A 211-nucleotide genomic window follows, 5' to 3' on the forward strand; every position below is an offset into this window, starting at 1 on the left:
ATGAATACCGTCTTGGTACAGGATCATGGCAGTCTAGTGGAAGTTTCACTGGCCTTGCCCCTGCGACTTATAGTGTACAAATAAGAGATATGGCTCATATTGCCTGCGCTATAGTCTTGGGTGACCAAATAATCACTCAACCTGCTGTATTGAACGCTTCAGTTGCTAAAACGAATGTGACTTGTAATGCGGCAAATGATGGAACAATTAC

At 43.1% G+C, this 211-nt stretch carries 1 protein-coding gene; it reads left to right on the forward strand.

Annotation, left to right across the window (positions count from 1 at the left end; translation table 11 throughout):
* The coding region (locus A3SG_RS22030) for a hypothetical protein (RefSeq protein WP_035664966.1) at nucleotides 1-211 on the forward strand (211 nt) is incomplete at both ends.

Source organism: Flavobacterium sp. ACAM 123, from assembly GCF_000264055.1.
Lineage (GTDB): Bacteria > Bacteroidota > Bacteroidia > Flavobacteriales > Flavobacteriaceae > Flavobacterium.